This is a genomic window from Rhizobium sp. N731 (genome assembly GCF_001664145.1).
In the GTDB taxonomy this organism is placed as follows: Bacteria; Pseudomonadota; Alphaproteobacteria; order Rhizobiales; family Rhizobiaceae; genus Rhizobium; species Rhizobium esperanzae.
The window spans coordinates 1-22484 of sequence record NZ_CP013603.1; the positions used below are offsets into that span (position 1 = coordinate 1).

Below are 22484 nucleotides of genomic sequence, written 5' to 3' on the forward strand. Positions count from 1 at the left end.
AGTGTGCAGCGGTTTTGCGGCAACGACATGCGTAAAAACAAAGAGCTAAAGCGTAGGGAGCGAATCTGAAAGATCGCGACGCGCTTTAGCGGATCAGCCGTCGTTCCAGGAAGGCCTGCATGTCGCGACGGCCGTCCGCCACGCAGTAGACGACGACGTCGGTGCCGATGATACGGTAGATCATGCGCCAGGGCTTATGGTGCAGTTCGCGGTATTCGGAGATACCGATGCTGGCCAGTTCTTTTGGAATGTTTCCGCGGGCCGGGAATTCTTCGAGATCGGCGCAGGCGCTTTCGATTTCCGTCAGGATGCGCTCTGCCGTCTCGGCGCCGTCGCGGGCGGCAATGAAACGATAGAGATCCTCGACGTCGCGTTCCGCGTCCTCGGCAAGAAGAACACGATAACGCATCAGGACTGGTCGTCGGCCAGACGTTTGCGGATGCGCGCGAAGGATTCCGATGCAGGACGCAGCTTGCCTTCCTCGACCTGTCGATTGGTGAGCGCCAGCACCTTCAGCAGCGCCAGCGTTTCCTGCGTTTCTTCATATTGGCCGACATCCTGAAGGATCGCCTTTGCCTCGCCGTGAAGGGTAATGACGACGGGCTGCGGATTGTCCTTCAGCGTCCGGATGATCTCGGGCGCGTGTGCCTTGAGATAGCTGATCGGCTTGACCTGTTCTGACAGCTTCATGCGGCTACTCCATGTTGACCAGAATATAGATCATTAAATGGTCGATTGAAAGATCCATGCGCATGCGCGCCCGCATTCCCGGCATCTGAATTTCCGTCGCAGCTGCGGCTGCTTTTTTCCTCTCATTGTCCGCGAAAGAGAATGTCATTTCTTATCATGATATTTGTCTACTGATTTTATAGATTAAATATTGCAACCACTGAGCGGATCGTGGCGCCATGACCTACCTCCTCAGCCTTCTCGACAAAAGCCCGATCGAACAGGGCCTCTCCGCCGCCGACGCGTTGCGGGCGACGGTAAAGATTGCCGCCCGGGCCGAGGAACTCGGTTATCACCGTTTCTGGGTCGCCGAACATCATAACATGTCCAACCTGGCGAGTTCCGCGCCGGAGGCGCTGATAGCCTATCTTCTCGCCAAGACATCGAGGATCCGGGTCGGCTCCGGCGGCGTCATGCTGCAGCACTACAGCGCCTACAAGGTTGCCGAGACCTTCAATCTCCTGGCATCGCTTGCGCCTGGCCGCGTCGACCTCGGCGTCGGCAAGGCGCCGGGCGGCTTTCCGCTGTCGACGCGCGCCTTGCAACTTGCCGTCGATCCGGTGAGGAAGCCGGATTTTGCGAGCCAGCTTTCCGATCTCAACACCTATCTCGCGGCCGATCCTAATTACGACGGTGCCCAGGCGACTCCTTTCCCGCCGACGGCTCCGGAGCGTTTCTTGCTCGGCGCCAGCGTCGAGAGCGCCGAACTCGCGGCCGAGAAGGGGTGGGAGCTCGTCTTCGCCGGCCATCTGAATGGCGATCCCGACAATCTGAGCAAGACCTTTGAAGCCTATGAACGGGCCTCGGGCGGCAAGCGTCCCATCCTGGCGCTCGCGGCCTTCGCTGCCGAAAGCGAGGAATATGCCCGCGAGCGTGTCGGTAAGCTCAGGATCGTCAAGGTGTTCCTGCCGAACGGTCAGACCGTCAATGTCGGCAGCGAAGAGCAGGCAGCCGAATTTGCCCGGCAGGCCGGCGTCACCGATTACCGCATCGAGGAGAAGGTGCCGAGCGTGCTGCACGGCATGGCAAAGCAGATCCGCAAGGAACTGGACGAGCTCCACCGCCGCTACGGCGTCAAGGAATTCGTGCTGGACACGCCGGCGCTTTCAACCGCCGACCGGCTTGCCTCCATCGAGCTGCTCGCCGCCGAGCGCCTTTCCCTCGTCGCCTGACCTTTCCAAGGAGGATCGATCCCATGGCTCAGAAACACGTCACATTCGGCATCATGCTGCAAGGTCCCGGCGGCCATATGAATGCCTGGAAACATCCGAGCGGACCGGCCGATGCCAGCGTCAATTTCGATTTCTTCGTGACGACGGCGCGCAAGGCGGAGGCGGCCGGCATCGCTTTCGCCTTTGTCGCGGACGGGCTTTATATCAACGAGCAGTCGATCCCGCATTTCCTCAACCGGTTCGAGCCGATCGCCATTCTCTCGGCGCTGGCGGCTTCAACCTCGAAGATCGGCCTCGTCGGCACGGTCTCGACTTCCTACAGCGATCCTTTCACCATTGCCCGCCAGTTTGCCACGATCGATCTCATCAGCGGCGGCAGGGCAGGGTGGAATGCGGTGACCTCGCCGCTCGAGGGTTCGGGGCGAAATTACAGCCGTGAACATCCCGAGCACGAGCTGCGCTACGAGATTGCTGAGGATTATATCGACGCAATCAAGGGTCTCTGGGATTCCTGGGACGATGACGCTTTCGTGCGCAATCGCGAGACCGGCGTTTTTGTCGACAAAGCGAAGATGCATCGCCTCAACCATGAAGGCCGCTTCTTCCGTATCGAGGGACCGCTCAATATCGGCCGATCGAGGCAGGGTCAGCCGGTGGTCTTCCAGGCGGGCGCTTCGGACTCCGGCATCAGGCTTGCCGGCAAGCATGCCGACGCCGTCTTCACCAATGGCGGGCCGTTCGAAGAGGCGCGAGGCTTCTATCGTCAGCTCAAGGATAGCGTCATTGCTCACGGGCGGCCAGCCGCGGAAGTCGGCGTTTATCCGGGCATCGGCCCGATCGTCGGCAAAACGGCTGAGGAAGCGGAAGCCAAGTATCAGGCGATCCGCAATCTCGTCACGATCGAGGAGGCGCTCCTCTATCTCGGCCGCTTCTTCGATCATCATGATTTCGGCGTCTACCCGCTCGATGCGCCTTTCCCTGACATTGGCGATATCGGCAGGAACAATTTCCGCGCCACCACCGACCGCATCAAGAGGACGGCGCGCGAGAAGGGGCTGACACTTCGCCAGGTCGCGCTCGATTCCGCGACGCCGCGCACCGCCTTCATCGGCACGGCGGAGCATATTGCCGACGAGATCATCCGCTGGGTTGATCATGGCGCCGCCGATGGCTTCATTCTCGGCTTCCCCGTCATCGCCGAAGGCTTCGACGACTTCGCCGAGCACGTCCTGCCGATCCTGACCGCGCGCGGCTATTTCGATCCGGTCCTCAAGGGCGAGACGCTGCGCGATCATCTGGGCCTTCCCTTCCGGGAAAGCCGGCATGCGGCCGGCGCCGATCAGGTCGAGCAGGGAAGGGCTGTCGGCGCCTGAGGCGCCGAGCGAACCGCCATGGACACCATCGCTCAGAACCCGCGCAGCAACGATCCGATCGAGAAGGGCATCGCCGCCTATCTCGATGAGATCATCGCGCTTCGCCGCGACCTGCACCAATATCCTGAGCTGGCCTTCCAGGAACTCAGGACCAGCAAGCTGGTGGCGTCCCGCCTTTCCTCCTGGGGCTATGAGGTGGCGACGGGCATTGCCGGCACCGGCATCGTCGCCACCCTCAAGCGCGGCGAGGGCGGGAAGTGCATCGGCATCCGGGCGGATATGGACGCGCTGCCGATCGAGGAGGCGACCGACCTTGCCTATGCCAGCAGCAATCCCGGCGTCATGCATGCCTGCGGCCATGACGGGCATACCGCGATCCTGCTTGCCGCCGCCCGCTATCTCGCCGAAAGCGGCAATTTCAGCGGCACGCTCAGGCTGATCTTCCAGCCCGCCGAGGAAATCGGCGCCGGCGCGCGCAAGATGATCTCGGAAGGTCTATTCGAGCGCTTTCCCGTCGATGCAGTCTTCGGCCTGCACAACTGGCCGGGCGTGCCGGCGGGCCAGTTCGGCTTCGTCACCGGTCCGGCCATGGCGTCTGTCGACCAGGCCTCCATCAGGATCGTTGGTAAGGGCGGCCACGGCGCCGAGCCGCACCGCGCCGTCGATCCGGTGCTGGCTTCGGCTTGCTTCATCACCGCATTGCAGAGCGTCGTCTCCCGCAATGTCGATCCACAGGATATGGCGGTCGCCACCGTCGGCTCGATCCATGCCGGCTCCGCCTCGAATGTCATCCCCGAGAGCGTGGAGATGAAACTCACCATGCGGGCCTTCAGCGAGGAGGTTCGCCGGCTGCTGCAAGAGCGCATTCCGGCCCTTGCCCGCGCCCAGGCCGAAAGCTTCGGCGCCGAGGCGGATGTGAATTATCGCCTCGGTTTTCCGGCGCTGGTCAACCACGCCAAGGAAACGGCATTTGCCCGCGATGTCGCTTACGACGCGCTCGGTCTCGCGGCGATCGAGAAGGATTTCCGCCCGAGAACCGCAAGCGAGGATTTCGCCTTCATGCTGCAGGCCAATCCCGGCAGCTACCTCTTCGTGGGCAATGGCGACAGCGCGCCTCTCCACAGCGCCCATTACGATTTCAACGACGCGATCATCGCGCCCGCCGCCCGCTACTGGGTCCGGCTCGCGGAAACATTCCTCACTGAAGACAACGGGTGACGAACGATATGAGCGACACGTTTCTCTATACGAGCCCCCTCGATCCCCGCGCCAAGCCGTTGATCGATGAGCTGATCCACGAATATGACAGCCGCTACGGCACCTATTTCAATGCCGAAGGCGCTGCAGCCGAATTGAACCGCTATCCCCCTGAAGCTTTCGCGCCGCCTCACGGCAATTTCCTCCTGCTGATCCGCAATGGCGAAACCATCGGCGGCGGCGCCTTCAAGCGTTACGACGATCGCACGGCCGAGTTCAAACGCATCTGGACACGAGTGGATCTGCGCCGCCAGGGCCTTGCCCGCAAGGTGCTGGTGGAGCTTGAAGCTCAGGCGGCCCGTCAAGGTTATACGAGGATCTATCTGACGACCGGTTTCCGCCAGCCCGAGGCCGTCGGCCTCTATCTGAACTACGGCTACACCGCTCTTTTCGACACGTCAGCCGATCCCGAGATCTATAAGAGCCTGCCCTTCGAGAAGGACATCAGCCATCTCGTTCCGCTGGTCTTCGGAACCGAGGCGGCCGGACCGCGCTTGCGCGTGGCCGGCGCAAATCTTTGAAAGCGACACGACGATAATCATAAAAGGGAAGCAAGAATGGCACTGACGACGGATTTCGCGGGCATTGAGCCCGGCAGCAGAACGGCAGAGCGAAAACAGGACTATTCCCATTACCGCATCGTGCCGGCGCGTCATCCCGAGCGGCTGGCAGGCACGATATTCGCGGCCGTCGTCATCGTCGCCGCGCTCTATTCCACCTTCACCAACCCGCGCTGGGGTTGGGGCGTCTTTGCCGAATGGTTCTTCGCCGAACCGGTGCTCGTCGGCCTCGGCCGGACATTGCTGCTGACCGCGCTTGCCGCCATATCGGGCTCCATCCTCGGAACAGCGCTGGCGCTCGCCCGCGTCTCCAGGTCGCCGCTGCTATCGGGTCTTTCCTGGGGCTATATCTGGCTGCTGCGCTCGATCCCGATAATCGTGCTGCTGCTGATATTGAACAATCTCGGCTATCTCTATGAAACGATCAGGATCGGCGTCCCGTTCACCGACACGGTCTTGTTCGACTATCCCACCGTGCAGTTGCTGACGCCTTTCGCCGCTGCCTATCTCGGCCTCACGCTCAACCAATCGGCCTTCTTCGCCGAGATCGTCCGCGGCGGCATTCTTTCCGTCGATCATGGACAGCTGGAGGCGGCCGCCGCGCTCGGTCTGCCGCGCCGCCGCCAGGCCTTCCGCATCGTGCTGCCGCAGGCGATGCGCTCTATCCTGCCGACCGGTTTCAACGAGCTCATCGGATTGGCGAAAAGCACGTCCGTCGTCTATGTGCTGGCGCTGCCGGAGCTGTTCTACACCGTCCAAGTGATCTACCGCCGCAATCTCGAAGTCATTCCGCTGCTGATGGTCGCGACCGTCTGGTATCTGATCATTATGACCGTGCTGTCGGTCGCCCAGCACTATATCGAGCGCTACTTCTCCAAGGGCGCCGTGCGCAATCCGACACCGCTGCCTTTTCAAGCATTTTTCGGACGCTTCCGCCGGCCGGTTCTCGATGGCGCGACCGACAAAGTGCGCAAGCAGGGTTTCCATGATGCGACGGCTCTGCGGGCAGGCGGTGCGGTGAGCATCCACGGCATCTCGAAAAGCTTCGGCTCGCTGAAGGTGCTCGACGATGTCGAGCTCAACCTGCCGGCCGGCAGCGTGACCGCCATTCTTGGCCCCTCCGGTTCGGGGAAGTCGACGCTGCTGCGGTCAATCAATCACCTGGAGCGTGTCGACGACGGCTTCATCTCCATTGATGGCGATTTCGTCGGCTATAGCAGAAAGGGCAATACACTCTACGAGCTCAAGGAAAACGAGATCCTCAAACGCCGCGCCGATATCGGCATGGTCTTCCAGAGCTTCAATCTCTTTCCGCATCTGACCGTGCTCGAAAACTTGATCGAGGCGCCGATCGAGGTTCGCGGCGTCGGCCGTGAGGAAGCCGTGCAGCTGGCGCAGGAACTGCTGGCACGCGTCGGTCTCAGCGACAAGATCAATGCCTATCCGCGTCAGCTCTCCGGCGGCCAGCAGCAGCGTGTCGCGATCGCCCGGGCGCTGGCGCTCCGCCCCAAGGTGCTGCTCTTCGATGAGCCGACCTCCGCACTCGATCCGGAACTCGTCGGCGAGGTGCTAGACGTCATCAAGGAGCTCGCCCGCACGGGAACGACGCTCGTCATCGTCACCCATGAAATCGGTTTTGCCCGCGAAGTCGCCGACACCGTCGTCTTCATGGAAAGCGGCCGCATTCTCGAGGCCGGTCCGCCGGCACGGATTTTCACGCAAGCAGAGCACCCGCGAACACGCGAATTCCTCGCCAAGGTTCTCTAGCGCCTGACAGCGCTGGCGAAATGCCGGGCCGCGACGGGCTGCTCCGGTCAAATGACAATAACCACAACCTTAAGATGAAATGGAGAAGGGGCATGGCATTTACAGATAGAGTAAGGCTTCTGATAGCGGGAGCCGTCGCCATTGGTGCAATCGGTTTCGGTTCCGCTCAGGCGCAGCAGAAGTTCGATCTCAGCCCCGAACAGCCGAACCGGCTGCGGGTGGAAAAGAACGAGACGCGCATCGCTGAAATCAAGGACTTCAAGTTCGTCGAGAACGGTGTTTTCACCGTCGGCATCAGCTCGAGCGGCAATCTGCCGCTGCACGACTATGCCTCCGATTCCAAGACGGTCATCGGTTATGACGTCGATCTGGCGGAGGCGATTGCCGACAGCCTGGGCCTGAAGCTCAATCTCGTTTCCGTCGCCTGGGCCGATTGGCCGCTGGGGCTCACCTCCGGCAAGTTCGACGCGGTGATCTCGAACGTGACTGTCACGGAAGAGCGCAAGGAAAAGTTCGATTTCTCGACCTACCGCAAGGATGAGCTCGGTTTCTACGTCAGGGCCGACAACCCGATCACGTCGATCAAGGAGCCAAAGGATATTGCCGGCCTGAAGGTCATCACCGATGCCGGCACCAATCAGGAGAAGATCCTGCTGGAATGGGACCGGCGGAATGTTGCGGCCGGCCTCAAGCCGATCGAGGTGCAGTATTACGACGACGATGCGGTGAAGGACCTCGCCGTGCAGTCCGGCAGGGCCGATGCGGTCTTCAGCGTCAACGCCACCCAGGCCTATGCGGCGGGCATCAACGGCAAGACCAAACTCGTCGGCACCGTCAGCGGCGGCTGGCCGATCACGGCCGAGATCGCCGTCACCACGCGCAAGGGCAGCGGCCTGGCGGCGCCCGTCACCAATGCCGTCAACGACCTGATTGCCAGCGGCGCCTACAAGAAGATCCTCGACGCCTGGAATCTCGGTCCCGAGGCGATCGATAAGGCCCAGACCAACCCGCCCGGCCTGCCGAAGAGCGGTTCGTAATGTTTATAGGACGGGCGGCCATTCGAGCCGGCCCGTCCCTGCCTTTCACTGCAAACGGAGACATATCGAACGTGGCGAGTTTTCTTGATATCCGCAGCTTTTTCTTCGCGGCGCTGACAGCAGCCTTGACTGGCCTCAGTGCAGCCCATGCGGCCGATGATTTCGACCTGAGCCCGCAGCAGCCGGGCAGGCTTCATGCAGCCAGGAACAATGCGGCGATCACTGCAATCCCCAAGGATTTCAAGTTCGTCACGCCAGGTAAGTTCACCATCGCTGTCAGTCCCGGCGGCCCGCCGCTTGCCACTTACGCCACCGATGCCAAGACCGTGGTCGGCGCGGATCCCGATTACGCCTATGCCATCGCCGACAGCCTCGGCCTGACGCTGGAGATCGTGCCGGTCGCCTGGATCGACTGGCCGCTCGGCCTCACATCGGGCAAATATGATGCCGTCATCTCCAATGTCGGCGTGACCGAGCAGCGCAAGGAGAAGTTCGATTTCTCCACCTATCGTCAGGGGCTGCACGGTGTCTTCGTGAAAGCTGATAGCCCGATCACCTCGATCAAGGAGCCGAAGGATGCGGCGGGCCTCAGAATCATCGTCGGAGCCGGCACCAACCAGGAGCGCATCCTGGTCAAGTGGAGCGAAGAGGATGTTGCCGCGGGCCTGAAGCCGATCGAGCTGCAATATTACGACGACGAGGCGGCAAGCCTTCTCGCGCTGCGTTCCGGTCGGGCCGATGTCATCGTCCAGCCGCACGCGCAGCTCGTCTTCATCGCGGCGCGTGACAAGAACATCAAGCGGGTGGGCACGCTGAGCGCCGGCTGGCCGGATCGATCGGACGTCGCCATCGCCACCCGCAAGGGAAGCGGGCTCGCCGATGCGCTGACTATCGCCACCAATGGCCTGATCAAGGATGGCACCTATGCGAGGATTCTCGCTCATTGGCATCTTTCCGAGGAAGCTCTCCCGGCATCCGAGACCAATCCGCCCGGCCTGCCGAAATATTGATTGCGGGAAGCAGGTCATGAGCGGCGGCAATATATCCATCAGCCATATCGGCTTCCTCACGCCCGGCAACTATTCCGATGATGATCCCTTGTCGGGATTGGAGCAGACGCTCCAGCAACTGCACTATGGCGAGGCGCTTGGCTTCGACAGCGCCTGGGTCCGCCAGCGTCACCTGGAGCCGGGGATCTCGTCCGCCAGCGCCTTTCTGGCGGCGGCAACCCAGCGCACCAGTCGGATCGAGCTCGGAACGGCAGTCATTCCGATCGGTTATGAAAGCCCGTATCGGCTGGCCGAGGACCTTGCGACGGTCGATGTTCTCTCGCGCGGGCGGCTGAATATCGGCGTCAGCGCCGGCCGGCCGCTGCATGCCGAGCTGATCGGTCCGCTCGCCTTCGACGGCGACTGGACGCGTTACGATTTCTCGCATGATCGCGTGCTGCGATTTGCCGACAATCTGCGCGGTGCCTATCTCGGCGACGACGCGACCTTCATCAAGACACCCTTCGGCCCGCAGCGGCCGCGCCTGCAGCCCTATGCCAAAGGTCTGATTGACCGGATCTGGTATGGCGGCGGATCGCAGCGCTCGGCCGGCTGGGCTGGCCGCAACGGCTTCAACCTGCTGACGGGCAATGTGATAACGGGCGAGGGGACCGACGATTTCTTTGTTGCCCAATCCAGGCTGATTGAAACCTATCGCGACTCAGGAACGCAGCGCCGCGTCGCGCTCGGCCGCGTCATCGTGCCTTTCGACAGCGCCGATGCGCCAACGCGCCGCCGCTACCGCGATTATGCCGACGGCCGGCATCAGCGGACGCTTTCGCCACAGGGCGAGCGGCGCACCTTGTTCGCCCGCGATATCGTCGGCACATCGGAGGAAATATTGGAGCGGCTTTTCGCCGATCCGATCCTGCCCGAGGTCAGCGAGTTGCGGCTGGAGCTCCCTTACGAGTTCGAGCACGAGGAATATCGCCAGATCCTCCACGACTTCGCCACCAGAATCGCCCCGGAGCTCGGATGGAAAGCGCAGCCGGGAATTCGGGCCGCTTCCTGATTGGCCGTCGGCAGACAACGTCCCATTCGCCATCAAACAATCATCTCAGCAGGAGCATTCGTCAGTGACCAAATCGGTGGAATATTTCTTTTCGATCGGCTCGCCCTGGTCCCATATCGGCTTCGACGCCTTTACCGAACTGGCGGCGAAGAACGATGTCGTCGTCACGCCCTATCTGACGACTGTCGTCGAGGAGAATGGTGGCATCTTCTCCCGCAACCGCCCGGAGATCCGCCGCGCTTATTGGACGCGCGACCTCAAACGCTGGGCGCGCGTGCGGGGCAAGGAATTGCGGCTAGAACATCGGCCGGAACTTGGCGATCCGACGCCCGCCTCCCTCTTCGTGATCGCCGCCTATCTCGACGGGCAGGATTGGATTGGCGTTAGCAGGGCCCTGCAGCATGCTTTCTGGAGCGAGGCGAGGGATATCGGCAAGGCTGATGTGCGCGAGGCGATCGTGACAGCAGCCGGTTTCGATGGCGCAGCACTTCTCCGGCGGCAAGCCGATGACGACGTCCAGAACAAATGGTCGGCAGACCGCGTGCACGCGCGCGACAGCGGCGTCTTTGGTTTTCCCAGCTATGTCTATGACGGCGAGCTCTATTGGGGCCAGGACAATCTGCCCTTCCTCGAACGCCACCTCCGCGGCGACAAACCGTAAACTTCAAGACGAATGTTTTTTTAATGGAGCGGCAAAGGAGAGACGCACATTCCTTTAATCCAGTAATTTTATAGACAATATTTGAAGCAACCACAGAGAGGAAAAACCATGTCAGGTTTCAAACTCGTCGGCATTGCCGGCAGCTTCAACCGCCCATCGAAGACACTGGCGCTTGTCCGGCATGTCGCCGAACGCGCCAGCATCAGATACGGCTTTTCGAGCAAAAATTATGATCTGCACGATCTCGGTCCGTCGCTGGGTCGCGCCTTGTGGCGCAAGGACCTCGACGAGCAGGCCAGGCGTGTCGTCGACGAGATCGTAAGGGCCGATGTGCTGATTATCGGTTCGCCGACTTACAAGGGCTCCTATCCCGGCCTTTTCAAGCACCTCATCGATCTGATCGATCCGCAGGAGCTCCGCGCGAAGCCGATCATCATCACGGCGACCGGCGGCGGCGACCGGCATGCCTTGATGGTCGAGCATCAGCTTCGGCCGCTGTTCGGTTTCTTCATGGCCCATACGCTGCCGACGGCCGTCTATGCGTCCGACCGTGATTTTGCGGATTACGCGGTCTCATCCGATGCGCTTTCGAACCGCATCGGTGAAGTGGTCGGCGAATTGTCAGCCTTCTTTCCAGAGGCAAGACCGGCAGTAGCGGCGGCCGAATAAGGCGCGTCACGAACTTCGTTCTAAGGAGGCAGCGATGGATGATGCAGGCCCGCAGGGATCAAGCGAGCAAATCTGGAGCGTCTTTGAATTTGCTCGTCGATATCGGCTGGCCAAGCGCGAGGAGAACCGCCTGCTGATGCTCTACGGCCGACTGCATCGCTGCGCGATCTTCTCGCCAATGCGCAACGTCATTCGTTGATTCCCCAACCGACGAGTTCCTGACAGGAGGTTCGCATGAAGCTCGATTTCCATTTCTGGCTGAAGGTTGCGATCGCCCGCTTCCGGCGCCAGCTGCGAAAGCCTGCAAACGCAGCGGTCACCCGCGACGAGGAGCAGGAACGGTCGGCGCGCGAATACGAACTTCACTATTGGGGCGCCATGCCGGGACTTTGGTATTGAGGAGGGCGGCGGGATGGCGATTGCTGTTGAGACCGGCGACCGTCGGCACGACACCAGAAGAGCAACGGGAAGCCTCATGTCGCAGTTCAGGCATGCGGCCGGGATCTGCACGGTCGCCGGTTCCTTCACCTTCCTCTTCGCCTTGGTGATCGGACTGATCAGATGAGCGAAGTCCTCATTCTCCCCGGATTGTTCGGCTCCGGAGAGGGGCATTGGCAACAGCACTGGCTGCAGGATCAGCCGGGTAGCCGTTTTGTCGCTCAGGACGATTGGGATCATCCCAGCCTCGACAGCTGGTTGCCGCGACTGGAAGAAGCGCTTGAAGAGGCTGGCGAAGCCTATCTGGTCGCCCATAGTCTCGGATGCCTGCTCGCCGCTCGGCTGGCCGGGCGAAGCGCTGCCCGGCGCGTGAAGGGAGCATTGCTCGTTGCTCCCTGCGATCTGCCGGCCACGGAAATACTCCATCCCGAGCATATCGCGTTCGGCGGCATGCCGACGGCGCCTCTGCCATTTCCGAGCATCGTCATCGGCAGCATGAACGACGCCTACATGACGGTCGATCGGCTGACCTTTTTTGGCCGACTGTGGAAGGCGGAGACCAGGAATATCGGCCTTGCCGGCCATATCAATATCGCAAGTGGTTTTGGCCGCTGGCGAACCGGCTACCGGCTGCTGGATGCCTTGAAGATGCGCACCGGCGATCGAAGGCGCAGCGTTTTCGCACGACCGGCTTTTGCGATGTGAATGGAAGCGGAATGTCCGATATCATCGACGATCTCCTGCGCCTCAGCGAAGATCCGAATGCCGACCCCAGGAGCCGGCGCCGGCAAACCATGGAGCGCCTGGTGAAGACGCTGCTTGCCATGGCCGACGCCGAAATCGGGCCTGACGAGGCGCAACATCGCCATTCGATCATGCATTTGACGACGATCATCCGCGACATGACGGGCAGGATCGCGGAGGCCGACGATACGACATTTGCGGCGATCGTCAGGGAGGCCGCGATGCTGATCCGCAGCCTGCAGCGGCGCCAGGCCGATGCGGCCAGATTTACGGTGCATTGAAACGTGACCGATATCGCCGAGCATAGGCAGGTGATAATCCGGCGAAGCGAGGTTCGGATGCTCAGTGCAACTAGTATGGCTCTCACGGGCGAGCTCGTGTCGCTCAGCCTTCGCCCCGAGCTCGATCCCGGCCCCGAGCCGCACCGGACACCGCTGACCGAGTTGGAGGTGGAGATGTTCGCCAGGCGGCTGCTCCAGGAATCCGCCGGCGCGCCGCTCTGGGTCTTCGCCTATGGATCATTGATATGGAAGCCGGACTTCGATGCCGTCGAGTGGCAGCGCGGCGCAGCCAGGGGTTGGCATCGGTCCTTCTGCCTGAAGATGACACGTTGGCGGGGAAGCCGGGCGCAGCCTGGCCTCATGATGGCGCTTGATCGCGGCGGACGCTGCAATGGCGTCCTCTTCAGGCTTGCCGATGACGATCGCCTCGGCCAGATTCGACGCTTGATCCGCCGTGAGGTCGGCACGATCGAAGATGCGGCGACGGTTCGCTGGATTCCTGTCGAGACCGCACATGGCTTCGTGCGCGCGCTGGTCTTTTGGGCCGGCCCGAAAGGCGAGCGCGTTTCCCGCAGATTGCCGTTGGAGACGGTGGCGCGCGTGCTTGCCAGGGCCTGCGGACATGTGGGCTCCTGCGCCGAATACCTCTATCTGACGGTGAAGCATCTGGAAGAACGCGGCATTCGCGATCGCAATTTATGGCGCCTCCAGGAGCTCGTCGCAGCCGAACTCCTGTCGATCCATGGCCTGAACGAGGTTGCGCCAAGCCGTTAAGCGCCGCGCGTCCTTTCAGACCCACGGCGCTTTGACGTTTTGGATTGCTTGCATTCCCTCAGAGCTTGCCCTTCCAGGGCACAAGGTAGGTCTCCAGGAAACGGATGGCGGCCGAGAAGGTGAAGGCGCAGGCCGCGATGATGGCGATGCCGACAAAGACGACGTCGGTTGCCAGGAATTGCGACGCCGACATGATCATGAAACCGATCCCGCGCGTCGAGGCGATCAATTCGGCCGCGACCAGCGTGCTCCAGCCGACGCCGAGCGCAATCCGGATGCCGGTGAGGATTTCGGGCAGGGCCGACGGCAGGACGATGTCGATGAAGAGCTGCAGCCGGTTGGCACCCAGCGAACGGGCGGCATTGACGCGCTCGATCGGCAGCGAACGAACGCCGGCCTGGGCTGAAAGGCAGATCGGCGCAAACATCGCCAGCACCAGCAGCGTGATTTTCGACGTCTCGCCAATGCCGAGCCAGATGATCATCAGCGGCAGGTAAGAGAGCGGCGGAAGCGGCCAGTAGAACTCGATCGGCGCATCGAGCACACCTTTGGCCCAGCGGTTCAGGCCCATGAGCAATCCTAGCGGAATGCCGGCGGAGATGGCGATGAGAGCCGCGACAACGATGCGGAAGAGACTTGCAGCGACGTGTTCAGAAAGCGATGCACCGGCGTAACCATCGCGATAGATGACGCCGATCTGCGTCAGCACCTCATCGGGACGCGGCAGGAAAAGGTGCGGGACGATGCCAAGGGCAGCGACGAGCCACCACAGCAGCAGGATTGCCAGCGCGGTGGCAACACTGATGGCGACCGTTGATCTCTCGCCGGCGCCGAAGCCGGCCATTTTCACCAGCTTGACCTGATGATCCTGGACGTGGGCCGCAGCCGGCGAGGCCTGTATTACATCGCTCATGCGGCGCTCCTCAAATCTTCGCTGCTGTGGAGAATGGCGCGGATCTCCTCGCGCAGCTCGGCAAATTGCGGCGACGCCTTGATCGATCGTGCATCGCCCGTCTCCGCGAAGCGTCTGATGAAATCGAGATCGAAGCGGGCCACGACGCGGCCTGGCCGAGGCGACATAACCAGGACTTGTGTGCCGAGAAACAGCGCCTCTTCGATCGAATGGGTGATGAAGAAAACCTTCTTCGCCGTCTTGTCCCAGACCGAAACCAGCAGTTCCTGCATCTGCTCGCGGGTCAGACTGTCGAGCGCGCCGAAAGGCTCGTCCATCAGCAGGATATCAGGATTGGTCGCAAGCGCCCGGGCGATGCCGACCCGCTGGCGCATGCCGCCCGACAGCTCGTAGGGAAAGGCATTGGCAAATTCGTCGAGACCGACCAGCCGGAGCAGTTCGAGCGCGCGCGTTTGCCGCTCCTTGCGGTTGACGCCGGCAAATTTCAGGCCAAGGGCGACATTGTCGGCCACCGATTTCCAGGGCAGCAGCGCATCTTTCTGAAACACGACCCCGCGATCGGCGCCCGGCCGTTCGACGGCGCGGCCATCGAGCGTGATCCGGCCATCTGACAACGGAAGGAAACCGGCGATCGCGTTGAGAAGGGTTGATTTGCCGCATCCCGAGGCGCCGAGCGCGACGACGAAACCCCGTTCGGGGATATCGAAGGAAACGCGATCGAGCGCGTGGACGGTCCGCCCGTCCCGGGCTGCGAAGAAAACGCTGGCGTGATCGACTTTAAGCATGGTGCCACTCGCAAGTTCGATGCCGGCGCGACGATGGTCGCGCCGGCATCGGGGAGGATCAGTTGCTGACGCTGGTAAGTGCGTCGGCGGTGACGAAGGCGCCGTAATTTGCCAGCACGTCGGACACCTTGCCCTGTTCCTTCAGGAACGATGCCGTGTCCTTCAGGATCTTGCCGGCGCCCGCCTTTTCGCCGCCACCGAGCCAGGCGTCCGATGCCTGGACCTCGGGAGTGAGCAGCGTCAGGTTCTTCAGAGCCGAGGCCTGCTGCTCGGCCGTTCCGCCGAGAAGCTTGGCGAGCGCCTTGGCGTTGTCGCTGTCGGGACCCCATGAGGCCTTGTCCGAGGCGAAGGACGCATAGTATTTGGTGACGACTGAGGCAAAACCCTTCAGGAATTCCGGATTGTCGCCGGCAAATTTCGAGGTGGCAACCCAGGCCGAGAATGTCGGCGCGCCCTTGTCCGCCACATCCTTGGAGGTCACCAGAACCTTGCCGTTCTTCTTGAGTTCGGTGAGCGCCGGATCCCAGACGAAACCGCCGTCAATATCGCCGCGATTATAGCTCGCAACGATCTCAGGCTGGGGGATTGCGAAGACCTGGACGTCTTTCTCCGTTAGACCAAGCGATTTGATCAGCGCCAGAAGCTGATAGTGGTCCGTGGAAACGGGCGCGGCGGCAAGCTTCTTGCCCTTCAGATCGTTCAGGCTTTCGATGCCCGAGCCGTTGCGGACGACGAGAGCCTCGTCGATGCCCGAGATGGAGGCGAGGTAGAAGGCCTTCACCTCGAGCCCGCGCGATACCGCAGCCGCAAACGGACTGGAGCCGACATAGCCGACCTGAACGTCGCCCGAGGCGATGGCTGCAAAGATCTCGGCGCCGGAATTGAACCTGCGGAAGTCGATATCGTATCCCGTTTCCTTGGCGAATTCGCCGTTGGCGATTGCCACGGAAGACGGCAGGGCGTCGGTTTGATAGCCGACGACGACCTTCTTGTCCGCCGCCTCGGCGGCGATCGCCGTTGCGAGAGTGCCGACGCCGACGGCGATTGCGGCAAGCAAATTTCTGAAATTCATCTTGAGCCCCTTTGTTCGAGGGCCACCCGGCCCCTTGATCTCACCTGCAAAAGGGTAATGGTTGATAAGGGGCTGGCGGGAGGAATAACAAACTATATTTATAGACTATGGAGATAATTGTTTCCGTGATTCTGCCGGTTGAGCCATCCGCGTGGCGGTGAGTGACAAGAGGCAGCGTTACCGAGGTTCAGGGAGAGTGCCTTGACATACGATGTTATCGTCGTCGGTTCCGGTTTTTCAGCGATCGCTGTGACCTGTAATCTCGTCGAGCTGCTTCCCGCGTCGGCGAAGATCGCGGTCGTCGGCGACGATGCCGGTTTCGGACGCGGGACGGCATATAGGACGGAGCTCTACCTCCATCGCCTCAACGTGCCGGCCGGCCGCATGAGCCTGCTGCCCCATCATCCCGACGACTTCGTTAACTGGCTGAAGGCCCATGGACGTCCTATGCAGGCCGGCGACTTCGCCTCGCGCAGCGATTACGGCCTTTATGTCAGGGATACGCTTGCGCGGCTGCTGCGCAAGCGGGATGGCCGTTGCCGGGTCGACTTCATCAAGGCCAAGGCGGCCGGATGCGTGGAGCGCTACACCAGCACGCTCGCCTTCCATCTCGGCAATGGCGACGAGATTGCCGGAAAGAATGTGGTGCTCTGTCTTGGCGTTGGAAACGCGAACCTTCCGGTCGATCCGGCCGGCGTCCCGCCATTTTTGCGATCGCGGATCGTCGAGAACCCATGGCGGCTTTCATGGCTGAGGCGTGTCGCACCGTCCGATGCGGTCTGTATTCTCGGCTCTGGCCTGACGATGATCGATCAGGTTCTGGCACTTCGCGCCCATGGTCATAGGGGCAGGATCGAGGTGCTTTCGCGGCGCGGCCTGGCACCGCTCGGCCATGCAAGGACGCCGCCCGCGCCGCTGCCGATCGACGTGCACACGCTTCCCGGCACGATCAGCGGCCTGTTGAAGAGCTTGCGGGAAAAGAGCAGGCCGGTCGCCGACTGGCGGAGCGTGATGGACGGCCTGAGGCCGGTCACGCAGGCTCTCTGGCAACGGCTTTCGAACGAGGAGCGGGCCCGCTTCCTGCGCCACGCGCTTCCCTGGTGGAACATCCATCGCCACCGGGTCGCGCCCGAGGTGTTCGCCGGCTTCGAGAGACTGGTCGCGGACGGAACCGTTCGCTTTCACGCGGGCTTCCTGAAATCGCTCGAGGCCAGGGAAGGCAGGCTGGTCGCCGGATACAGGGTCAGAGCCAAGCGCGAGATCGACGAGATCAGGGCGGACTGGCTGGTCAACTGCACGGGCATGGAGCGCGCCGGGATCAGCCATTCGCCGCTTCTGAAGGGGATGAGCCGGTTTCAGCTGATCGTCCCTGATCCTCTCGGCCTCGGCATCCAGGTGGATGCGGCTTCCGAAGTGACGGCTCCGTCCCGGATCTCGCCCGCGCGGTTGTTTGCCGTCGGCGCCTTGACGGCGGGACAATTCTGGGAGATCACCGCCGTCCCCGACATCCGGGTGCAGGCGAAGGCCGTGGCCGAAGAGATCGTCAGGGCGAGGCTGAAGTCCGAGGCATAGGCTGATAATCTCGGATCGGCACGGTGCTGTTGAATTGCTGGCCGCCGACAGCTACAGTATTTGGTAGGCCATAATACGATTCCCGAGTTCGACTGCCGCAGCAAAGCTTGAGCCTGCGAAGTCAATCCAACCCCGAGGTACAGCATGAGCGGTGCTCTGAAGGACGCAGCAATCAGGGTCGAGCGTCCTGCGAAGACCTTGCGGGAACTGGCGCTCGACAAGGTCCGCGAGGCCATCGTCAACGGATACTTCCGTCCCGGAGACCGGCTTGTCGAGCGCGACCTCTGCGCTCAGCTCGGCGTCAGCCGCACGGTGGTGCGCGAGGTTCTGCGGCATCTGGAATCGGAAGGGCTTGTCGCCAATCTGCCGAACAAGGGACCGATCGTCGCCCAGCTCGATATCGAGGAAGCCAAGCAGATATATGAGATCCGCGGTGCGCTTGAAGGCATGGCGGCGCGGCTCTGCGCGGAGCGCGGCAGCCCCGAGATCGTCGCCGCGCTCGAGGAATCCCTGACCGCAATCCGCAACAGCTATCGCGACAGCGATATGGCGGGCGTGCTGGCCAATACCTCGTCCTTTTATCAGACGCTGTTCACCATGGTCGACAGGCATGTCGCCTGGGGCGTCGTCAACCTCCTCACCGTGCGCATCAACCATCTGCGCTCGATGACGATCAAGACGGAACGACGCGGCATCGAAGGGCCGCTGCAGATGTCGAAGATCGTCGATGCCATCCGTCGCGGCGACGGCGAGGGCGCCCAGCGGGCGGCGATGGATCATGTCGCGGCGGCAAGTGCCATTGCAGAAGCGGTGCTATCCGCCCAGAAGCCTGCTGAATAACTTTTTAAAACCCGTCTCATTGCATTAGGGGCCACTGCAGATCTCCGACGAGGTGCTGTCGCATCGACATTTGTCGATGCCTTTGCGCATCGCGATTCACGTTCCCCGGAGCTCTACACTTCGAGCTTGACACCTGTCTTTGCTCGATGTGATGGTATGCCATAATCAATAATATATAATGTGACATCGTAAGCACTGGGATTGTTCTGCCTGCCGCGTCGCTGCTGACGGGCGGAAAACCGCAGATTTTCAAGGATCGAACCTCAATCCGCGTCATCGCAAACATCAACTTGACATCGGCATATTATGGTATACCATAATATAAAGTAGAGAGATGAGGTGTTCCATGGCCATTCAAATTCGCAAGACGGGATTGCAGATCGAAACGACGCTGATCGAAGGCGGCAAGGCCGCGGCGGTGCCGCTAAAACTGTTTTCCGCTTTCGCGGTCGTGAAGAACCCCTGGGCGGGCCGCGGCTTTGTCGAAGATCTCAAGCCCGAAATCCATGCGGGCGCTCCGGTTCTCGGTGAGTTGCTGACCAAGATGATCATCGATGCGGTCGGTTCCGGCGGTGCGGTCGAAGCCTATGGCAAGGCCGCCGTCGTCGGCCTGGATGGTGAAATCGAACATGCCTCCGCGCTCATCCACACGCTGCGCTTCGGCAATTTTTATCGCCATGCCGTCGGCGCCAAATCCTATCTCGCCTTCTGCAATACGCGCGGTCCTGCCAATGCGCCGATCATGATCCCGCTGATGGACAAGAACGATGAAGGCCGCCGCTCGCACTATCTCACCATCCAGACTTCGATCCCCGATGCGCCGGCCGCCGATGAGATTGTCGTGGCTCTTGGCGCGTCGGTGGGCGGGCGTCCTCATCACCGCATCGGTGACCGCTACCAGGATCTGAAGGATCTTGGGCAGGACGTCGCCAACCCGGCGGGCGTTTGAAAGGGTGGGCGCTGAGATGCTGACAGCCGGATCGATCTCGGGCGCCGCTGCAGCAAAAGATGCCGGTGACTTGCCCCGAAAGAAGACGCCAGGCGGAACGGCCTATCACGAGGCCGGCAGCGGCGAGCCGCTGGTTCTCATTCATGGCGTCGGCATGCGGCTCGAAGCCTGGGCGCCGCAGATCACCTTTCTGTCGGCCGACCACCGCGTCATTGCCGTCGACATGCCGGGGCATGGCGAGAGCGCAAAACTGCCGGCGGGCAGCCGCCTGGAGGAGTTCGTCGCCTGGTTCGGGCGCTTTCTCGACGAGATGGCGATCGATAGGGTGAATGTTGCCGGCCACTCGATGGGGGCGCTGGTATCCGGAGGAGCGGCGGCGACGTTCGGCGAACGGATCAGCCGTGTCGCGTATCTTAACGGCGTTTACAGGCGCGATCCGCAAGCAAAGGCCGCTGTGCTCGCGCGGGCCGCGGCCATTCCGCTGACGGGGGTCGACAAGGAAGGCCCGCTGGCGCGCTGGTTCGGCGATGATGCAGACAGCGTCGTTGCGCGGGAACTGACGCGAGAATGGCTCAGTCGCGTCGATCCGGACGGCTATGCGGTTGCTTATGCCGCTTTTGCCGGCGGAGACGAGACCTATGCCGATCGCTGGAAAGACGTGGCTGGTCCGGCCCTGTTTCTGACGGGGTCCGACGATCCCAACTCGACGCCTCTGATGGCAGAGCAAATGGCGGCGCTCGCGCCGAAGGGTTGGGCCCGCATCGTCGAAGGTCATCGTCATATGGTGAACCTGACCGCGCCTGATATCGTCAATTCGCTGCTCGCCGAGTGGCTGTCGTTCGGGGAGGATGAACGATGACAATCCAGACTGTCGATCCAAGAGCATTGCGCGATGCATTCGGCGCTTTTCCGACAGGCGTGACTGTCGTCACCGCTTGCGATGGGGAAGGAAATCCGATCGGCTTCACCGCGAACTCCTTCACATCGGTCTCGCTCAATCCGCCCTTGCTCCTCGTCTGCCTTGCCAAGACGTCGCGCAATTTCGCCACCATGACCGGTACGCCGCATTTCGCGATCAACGTGCTGTCGGAAACGCAGAAGGACGTGTCGAACACGTTTGCGCGGCCGGTCGAAGACAGATTTGCGGCGGTCGAATGGGCAAAGGGATCGGCGGGCTGCCCGATCTTCTCGAATGTGGCCGCCTGGTTCGAATGCGCCATGGAACAGGTCGTCGAGGCCGGCGACCATGTCATCCTGATGGGCCGGATCGAATCCTTCGACAATAGCGGCCGCAACGGTCTCGGCTATGCGCGCGGCGGCTATTTCACGCCGACGCTTGCAAGCAAGGCGGTTTCCGCGGCCGCCGAAGGCAATATCGAGCTAGCGGCCGTCGTCGAACGCCGCGGTGAGGTTCTGCTGCTGGGCGAGGATGTGCTCTCCCTGCCGAACATCGACGCCCATGACGGCAACCCGACCGAGGCGCTGCAAAAATACCTGGAGACGCTCACCGGGCTGACGGTCAGCATCGGCTTCCTCTATTCGGTCTATGAGGGCAAGAGCGACGGCAAGCAGCACATCGTCTATCACGCCGTTGCCGGAGACGGTGAGCCTGCCGGTGGCAGGTTCGTCAAGCCCGACGCCCTGGCTGCGGCAAAATTCAAGACCAGCTCGACCGCCGATATCGTCAACCGCTTCGCGATGGAAAGCTCGATCGGCAATTTCGGCGTCTATTTCGGTGACGAGACCGGCGGCAAAATCCATCCCATTCCAGCCAAAGGCGCAAAAGCATGAAGTTCTCCCTCTTCGTCCATATGGAACGGCTCGACGCCGGCCAGAGCCATAAGAGCCTCTATGAGGAATTCGTCGCGCTCTGCGAGATCGCCGACAAGGGCGGCATGCATGCGATCTGGACGGGCGAGCACCATGGCATGGATTTCACCATTGCCCCCAATCCCTTCGTGACCATTGCCGATCTCGCGCGCCGCACGTCGCGAGCAAGGCTCGGGACGGGCACGGTGATCGCGCCCTTCTGGCATCCGATCAAGCTTGCCGGCGAAGCGGCTATGACCGACATCATCTGCGACGGAAGGCTCGACATCGGCATTGCCCGCGGCGCCTATTCCTTCGAATACGAACGCCTGCTGCCGGGTCTCGATGCCTGGGGCGCCGGCCAGCGCATGCGCGAGCTGATCCCGGCGGTCAAGGGCATATGGAAGGGCGATTACGCCCATGACGGCGAGTTTTTCAAATTTCCCGCGACCACCTCGGCGCCGAAGCCGCTGCAGCAGCCGAACCCGCCGATCTGGGTTGCCGCGCGCGATCCGAACTCGCACGAATTTGCCGTCGCCAACGGCTGCAATGTCCAGGTCACGCCGCTCTGGCAGGGTGATGACGAGGTTCAGTCGCTGATGGACCGCTTCAATGATGCCTGCGCCAAGAACCCCGATGTTGAACGACCGAAGATCATGCTGCTGCGCCACACCTATGTCGGCTCGTCGGAAGAAGACGTCGCCGAGGCGGCTCATGAGCTCAGCGTTTACTACAACTACTTCTTCGCCTGGTTCAAGAATGAGAAGCCGGTGACCCAGGGTCTGATCGAACGGATTTCGGACGAGCAGATCCGAGCGAACGCCATGCTGTCGGATCAGGTCATGCGCACCAACAATGTCGTCGGAGACGCCCGGACCGTCATCGACCGGCTCAAAGCCTATGAAGCCCTCGGCTACGACGAATATTCCTTCTGGATCGACACCGGCATGAGTTTCGAGCGCAAGAAGGCGTCGCTCGAGCGCTTCATCGCCGAGGTCATGCCGGCATTTCAGGAGTAAAG

The 22484-nt window shown here is 61.7% G+C and carries 26 protein-coding genes and 1 pseudogene; 22 read left to right on the plus strand and 5 right to left on the minus strand.

All coding sequences use genetic code 11. The annotated features are described in order from the left end of the window. Positions 1–85 precede the first annotated feature (85 nt). Both AMK02_RS21705 and AMK02_RS21710 read right to left on the minus strand, forming a co-directional pair. Positions 86–409 carry a type II toxin-antitoxin system RelE/ParE family toxin gene (locus tag AMK02_RS21705; protein WP_016736955.1) on the minus strand — a complete coding sequence of 108 codons (324 nt, stop codon included), beginning with the start codon at positions 407–409 and terminating at the stop codon, positions 86–88. After that, positions 409–690 carry a type II toxin-antitoxin system Phd/YefM family antitoxin gene (locus AMK02_RS21710; protein WP_004676161.1) on the minus strand — a complete coding sequence of 94 codons (282 nt, stop codon included), beginning with the start codon at positions 688–690 and terminating at the stop codon, positions 409–411. Before AMK02_RS21710 ends, AMK02_RS21705 begins: the two co-directional genes overlap by 1 nt. Positions 691–908: 218 nt before the next feature. Between AMK02_RS21710 and AMK02_RS21715 the strand changes: the two genes are divergently transcribed. The 16 genes and pseudogenes from AMK02_RS21715 to AMK02_RS21785 all read left to right on the plus strand — a co-directional run bounded on the left by AMK02_RS21715 (position 909) and on the right by AMK02_RS21785 (position 13523). Next, positions 909–1901 (plus strand): LLM class flavin-dependent oxidoreductase, encoded by a 993-nt coding sequence (locus AMK02_RS21715; protein WP_064806669.1) that lies wholly within the window; start codon positions 909–911, stop codon positions 1899–1901. Between the two features lie 23 nt (positions 1902–1924). Beyond that, the gene (locus AMK02_RS21720) at positions 1925–3274 is read left to right on the plus strand and encodes an LLM class flavin-dependent oxidoreductase (RefSeq protein WP_064806672.1); all 1350 of its coding nucleotides are present in this window, start codon (positions 1925–1927) and stop codon (positions 3272–3274) included. An 18-nt stretch (positions 3275–3292) separates the two neighbouring features. Continuing rightward, positions 3293–4492: a M20 aminoacylase family protein gene (locus AMK02_RS21725; protein ID WP_064806674.1), complete on the plus strand. Its 1200-nt coding sequence runs from the start codon at positions 3293–3295 to the stop codon at positions 4490–4492. A gap of 8 nt (positions 4493–4500) precedes the next feature. Next, positions 4501–5052 carry a GNAT family N-acetyltransferase gene (locus AMK02_RS21730; protein WP_082929711.1) on the plus strand — a complete coding sequence of 184 codons (552 nt, stop codon included), beginning with the start codon at positions 4501–4503 and terminating at the stop codon, positions 5050–5052. A 36-nt stretch (positions 5053–5088) separates the two neighbouring features. Next, positions 5089–6858, plus strand: a complete 1770-nt coding sequence (locus tag AMK02_RS32535; protein WP_082929705.1) for an amino acid ABC transporter permease/ATP-binding protein — start codon at positions 5089–5091, stop codon at positions 6856–6858. Positions 6859–6950: 92 nt separating this feature from the next. Beyond that, on the plus strand, positions 6951–7895 hold the full coding sequence (locus tag AMK02_RS21745) for an ABC transporter substrate-binding protein (protein ID WP_064806677.1): 945 nt from the start codon (positions 6951–6953) through the stop codon (positions 7893–7895). A 71-nt stretch (positions 7896–7966) separates the two neighbouring features. After that, on the plus strand, positions 7967–8905 hold the full coding sequence (locus AMK02_RS21750; RefSeq protein WP_064806679.1) for an ABC transporter substrate-binding protein: 939 nt from the start codon (positions 7967–7969) through the stop codon (positions 8903–8905). Between the two features lie 16 nt (positions 8906–8921). Then, positions 8922–9956 (plus strand): LLM class flavin-dependent oxidoreductase, encoded by a 1035-nt coding sequence (locus AMK02_RS21755; protein WP_064806680.1) that lies wholly within the window; start codon positions 8922–8924, stop codon positions 9954–9956. Positions 9957–10020: 64 nt separating this feature from the next. After that, positions 10021–10617 carry a 2-hydroxychromene-2-carboxylate isomerase gene (locus AMK02_RS21760; protein ID WP_064806682.1) on the plus strand — a complete coding sequence of 199 codons (597 nt, stop codon included), beginning with the start codon at positions 10021–10023 and terminating at the stop codon, positions 10615–10617. A 108-nt stretch (positions 10618–10725) separates the two neighbouring features. Further along, on the plus strand, positions 10726–11286 hold the full coding sequence (gene msuE, locus AMK02_RS21765; RefSeq protein WP_064806684.1) for an FMN reductase: 561 nt from the start codon (positions 10726–10728) through the stop codon (positions 11284–11286). Between the two features lie 34 nt (positions 11287–11320). After that, positions 11321–11508 (plus strand): annotated as a pseudogene (locus AMK02_RS21770) (hypothetical protein). Positions 11509–11520: 12 nt separating this feature from the next. Beyond that, the gene (locus tag AMK02_RS31840; protein WP_016736943.1) at positions 11521–11685 is read left to right on the plus strand and encodes a hypothetical protein; all 165 of its coding nucleotides are present in this window, start codon (positions 11521–11523) and stop codon (positions 11683–11685) included. Positions 11686–11698: 13 nt separating this feature from the next. Then, on the plus strand, positions 11699–11851 hold the full coding sequence (locus tag AMK02_RS31845) for a hypothetical protein (RefSeq protein WP_016736942.1): 153 nt from the start codon (positions 11699–11701) through the stop codon (positions 11849–11851). Next, the gene (locus AMK02_RS21775; RefSeq protein ID WP_064806686.1) at positions 11848–12429 is read left to right on the plus strand and encodes an RBBP9/YdeN family alpha/beta hydrolase; all 582 of its coding nucleotides are present in this window, start codon (positions 11848–11850) and stop codon (positions 12427–12429) included. The genes AMK02_RS31845 and AMK02_RS21775 overlap by 4 nt, the downstream gene beginning before the upstream one ends. 11 nt (positions 12430–12440) lie before the next feature. Beyond that, on the plus strand, positions 12441–12749 hold the full coding sequence (locus tag AMK02_RS21780) for a hypothetical protein (protein WP_064806688.1): 309 nt from the start codon (positions 12441–12443) through the stop codon (positions 12747–12749). 3 nt (positions 12750–12752) lie between these two features. Then, positions 12753–13523, plus strand: a complete 771-nt coding sequence (locus AMK02_RS21785) for a gamma-glutamylcyclotransferase (RefSeq protein WP_016736938.1) — start codon at positions 12753–12755, stop codon at positions 13521–13523. Between the two features lie 58 nt (positions 13524–13581). On the opposite strand, the gene AMK02_RS21790 is transcribed toward AMK02_RS21785, so the two are convergent. From AMK02_RS21790 to tauA, 3 genes are read right to left on the minus strand one after another with little or no spacing between them, the layout of a single operon-like run. Next, on the minus strand, positions 13582–14436 hold the full coding sequence (locus AMK02_RS21790; protein WP_064806689.1) for an ABC transporter permease subunit: 855 nt from the start codon (positions 14434–14436) through the stop codon (positions 13582–13584). Beyond that, positions 14433–15221 (minus strand): taurine ABC transporter ATP-binding protein, encoded by a 789-nt coding sequence (locus AMK02_RS21795; protein ID WP_011427645.1) that lies wholly within the window; start codon positions 15219–15221, stop codon positions 14433–14435. The genes AMK02_RS21790 and AMK02_RS21795 overlap by 4 nt, the downstream gene beginning before the upstream one ends. 58 nt (positions 15222–15279) lie before the next feature. Continuing rightward, the gene (gene tauA / locus AMK02_RS21800; protein ID WP_064806691.1) at positions 15280–16293 is read right to left on the minus strand and encodes a taurine ABC transporter substrate-binding protein; all 1014 of its coding nucleotides are present in this window, start codon (positions 16291–16293) and stop codon (positions 15280–15282) included. 201 nt (positions 16294–16494) lie between these two features. On the opposite strand from tauA, the gene AMK02_RS21805 reads away from it, so the two are divergent. The 6 genes from AMK02_RS21805 to AMK02_RS21830 all read left to right on the plus strand — a co-directional run bounded on the left by AMK02_RS21805 (position 16495) and on the right by AMK02_RS21830 (position 22482). Continuing rightward, positions 16495–17865: an FAD/NAD(P)-binding protein gene (locus AMK02_RS21805; protein ID WP_064806693.1), complete on the plus strand. Its 1371-nt coding sequence runs from the start codon at positions 16495–16497 to the stop codon at positions 17863–17865. Between the two features lie 144 nt (positions 17866–18009). After that, complete coding sequence (locus tag AMK02_RS21810) at positions 18010–18705, plus strand: GntR family transcriptional regulator (RefSeq protein ID WP_004676649.1); 696 nt, start codon at positions 18010–18012, stop codon at positions 18703–18705. A 346-nt stretch (positions 18706–19051) separates the two neighbouring features. Continuing rightward, positions 19052–19654, plus strand: coding sequence for an amino acid synthesis family protein (locus AMK02_RS21815; RefSeq protein ID WP_064806695.1), 603 nt, complete (start codon positions 19052–19054; stop codon positions 19652–19654). Positions 19655–19670: 16 nt separating this feature from the next. Continuing rightward, positions 19671–20513: an alpha/beta fold hydrolase gene (locus AMK02_RS21820; RefSeq protein ID WP_064806696.1), complete on the plus strand. Its 843-nt coding sequence runs from the start codon at positions 19671–19673 to the stop codon at positions 20511–20513. After that, the gene (locus AMK02_RS21825; protein ID WP_064806698.1) at positions 20510–21445 is read left to right on the plus strand and encodes a flavin reductase family protein; all 936 of its coding nucleotides are present in this window, start codon (positions 20510–20512) and stop codon (positions 21443–21445) included. Before AMK02_RS21820 ends, AMK02_RS21825 begins: the two co-directional genes overlap by 4 nt. Then, positions 21442–22482 (plus strand): LLM class flavin-dependent oxidoreductase, encoded by a 1041-nt coding sequence (locus AMK02_RS21830; protein ID WP_064806700.1) that lies wholly within the window; start codon positions 21442–21444, stop codon positions 22480–22482. The genes AMK02_RS21825 and AMK02_RS21830 overlap by 4 nt, the downstream gene beginning before the upstream one ends. Positions 22483–22484: the final 2 nt, after the last annotated feature.